We start from the raw sequence: 3,001 nt of genomic DNA, 5'->3' as shown, positions 1-3,001 counted from the left end.
ACCCTGAACGTGGGGCCTTACCTCAACTTAAGGCTTGGCCGTTAGGGGAAAGTAGTTGATGCAAAGCCATGTGGGCAAACCGGATGTGAAGGATTGCCACCTGTGGCGGTAAGAAACCCGAACATGTAAGAGTTTATCTATCTAAGAGAGAGCACGCGGGTAAAGGACACGAAAGTGCTCATGCTGAGCTGGCAGCCCTACATGGAAAACAAATTACTCCTCCCCTGCCTCCAAATAGTTGGCTAAGGCATCAAAATCCCTGTGGAAATGGTTCGATAATTCTATCCTTCGGTCTACACAATAAAGTTTAAAAACCCGCTTATTTCGATAAATAAGCGGGTTTTTTCATTTTAGAGTAACAGGAAAGTAACAGAAAAGATTTTTACTGACGTTGCCTCCCCTTTTTTATCTAGTTCTCTAAAATCTTCTTTTGTATATCACTCATCAAGCTGCATCGGTATAGATATTATTTTAAATAACTACCTACCCTACTCTTCTACTTAAAAACTCATCTCATAAAACAATTTTGATTTATGAATCGTGAGACGGGATTACAAGACTGGAAAACCTATTGAAAACCTTTCAGAGAAAGCGGCAAACCCTCTAGAAACGGGAGTTTTAAAAGGTTCTAAAAATAAAAACCAAACATAGAGACACCCCTAAAATCTACAGTTCCTGAGCTTTGCGTGGGATGCGAACGGCACAACCATTAATGAAAAACTGGACAATCAAAAACTATTAGAAGCAGACAATGTTATCAAGTAGTCTGCAAGCCTGAACTCTGGCCATGTTCGAGCTTCTGTTTTGCAGCGTCATGCACAATATCAAACAAGCGCTTAAACTACCTATAGGGTTACGGCTATGAAATCTTTATTTTTAATCACCATATTTATGAAAAGCTTACTTCTCTTTGATTTTAGTTCTTCAACAGACTGGTCTGTGTGGGAAATAGAGAACGATGTGGTGATGGGGGGTAAATCCACCAGCGAACTCACGCGCAGTGAGCAGGGAAACGCGGTCTTTACTGGGTATGTCTCCCTGGAGAATGACGGCGGATTCGCCTCCATGCAATATCATTTCAACCCCAAAGACATAAGTGGCTATGATAAGGCAGTCATCCGTTTAAAAGGAGATGGAAAGGAATACCAGTTCAGGGTAAAAGCTGATCTGAGTGAAAGGGCTTCCTATGTATATACCTTCAAATCCAGCGGAGACTGGCAAACAATAGAGATCCCGCTCAGCAAAATGGAACCCACCTACCGCGGAAATAAGCTGAACCAGCCCAACTTCGAGGCCAGCAAGCTTCAGGAGATTCGGTTTATGATAGGCAACGGGAAAGCTGAGAATTTCAGGCTGGAAATTGACAAGATCGAGTTACAGTAAATTTCCATCGTGCCCTGACATCCACTCCAACTAGCATTATTCTTTATGTCAAGCCAACTTCATGTTTGCTACCGTCAAATCAGGTAATCACCTGTTACTTGAGACCTTACATGCAGCAAGCATATGAATGTTTTAGCTCAATTGGATTGCAGAACAAAGTTATACTAAAAGATATACTAGAGGAAGCGATTAACTATTATAGTAAAGATTATAGAAACTTAACAAAGATGAAAGCCAAGACAGACACTGGTCCAAATTTATAAGCATCCTGAATTACTTTAAAGTCTCGCATAAGTAATGCCCACTAAAAAGCCAGTTTATATCCCGCACCTATATAAACTTCAGCCTAGCAATCCCAAGTCCTATCGATTAAAATTGCCTTGTTTTGCATTTGTGTTTTCTTAGCAGTATGTTTAGATTCGGCTCTGCAGCGGCCTTATTAAATAGGATAATTGGAAGGCTTTTTAAAATACTTCATATTTCAAATGGCTTTCTATTTGTTTTGCTCTGCTGCCGATGTGAAGTCCAGACATCACATGAAAAAACGGGGTCTGCCCGAAAAACCAGAGGAGTAGGAAAAAGAAATACATAATTATTAGATGAAACGATTCCCCTTTTTAATGACGCTGCTACTGTTTGCAATCACCCTAAGCGGCTGTGACAAGTGTGAAGGTGAGAAACCAAGGGCAAGGATTACCAACAACGGCACAGGTGATGCAAGTGTCCAAATTAAGACTTCTGGTGGCAGCACAGAGAACCTCAATAACGTTCCGACTGGTTCAACTTCTGAGTACAGAAACTATGATGCTGGCCACATTGTCTACACCGTGACAGTAGATAAGGTGGAGTATGTAGAGGAAGTGCATATGAGCGAGTGCTACGAGTATGACATTGTCATTGATAGTAGCAACAACATCGTAACTACCCAGAAGGACAGAAACGACTAAGCTTTTCAAAAGCTGATTACAATAATTAAAAAGGGTGGCAGTACTGGTCTCAGTGTTGCCACCCCTGTTATTTGCAAGAGTATGAAAGTTACCAAGCCACTTTAACACTTTGTAATCCCTACTGCTATTTCTCAATAGAAGTAGGGATTAATTTTCTGCCTGAGACAGTCTCATAGCACTCGCCTTGAGTCTTTTATATTTCGGTGGTCTCTGTACAGAAAAGCATCCAGAACCAGATGGAAGGAATGCCTATCACCGTCCTGTATTACGGCATAAGGTGGTTCTCAGCGCTGCCGTCCATAACGTTTCTTGTGGTGGCCTTCGAAATGCCGCGCTAACCTCCAGCGAGAAGGGCTTCTACGACATGTCCTTCACGCTTGCCCTTTTTGCAGCCATAGCATACATAAAACACCCGTGACAGTCAGGGAAGCAGCCTTGGAGGAGCCCAAGGCATAATACAAACTAAGCCTTAGGCTTTAAGATTGAATTAACGCTTCCAGAACTATCAAATCGCTGTGGATAAGGTACTGTTTTAAAAGTCAAGAATTTTAGTTGAATTTTTCTAATCTTCACCTTACCTGAAAGAGAGCTCTTGGCCGAGAGGTGCGGGATGTCTTCTTCCAGATCTGGCTGCAGCAGTCCCTGTTTATTTTCCTGCCAAGCTTCATCTC

3 protein-coding genes are annotated in these 3,001 nt (G+C 42.0%); 2 read left to right on the top strand and 1 reads right to left on the bottom strand.

Annotation, left to right across the window (positions count from 1 at the left end; genetic code table 11):
• The first annotated feature begins 891 nt into the window (after positions 1-891).
• Complete coding sequence (locus ACFSRY_RS19115) at positions 892-1,383, top strand: CIA30 family protein (protein ID WP_377511917.1); 492 nt, start codon at positions 892-894, stop codon at positions 1,381-1,383.
• Between the two features lie 599 nt (positions 1,384-1,982).
• Positions 1,983-2,330 (top strand): hypothetical protein, encoded by a 348-nt coding sequence (locus ACFSRY_RS19110; RefSeq protein ID WP_377511914.1) that lies wholly within the window; start codon positions 1,983-1,985, stop codon positions 2,328-2,330.
• Between the two features lie 462 nt (positions 2,331-2,792).
• Here ACFSRY_RS19110 and ACFSRY_RS19105 read toward each other — a convergent pair.
• Positions 2,793-3,001, bottom strand: a 209-nt coding sequence (locus ACFSRY_RS19105) for a hypothetical protein (protein ID WP_377511911.1), incomplete at its 5' end; no start/stop codon positions are given.

This window comes from Pontibacter locisalis, assembly GCF_042684605.1.
GTDB classification, from domain to species: domain Bacteria; phylum Bacteroidota; class Bacteroidia; order Cytophagales; family Hymenobacteraceae; genus Pontibacter; species Pontibacter locisalis.
The sequence above is the reverse complement of the archived record's forward strand: the minus strand, read 5'-3'. Positions and strand labels throughout refer to the sequence as shown.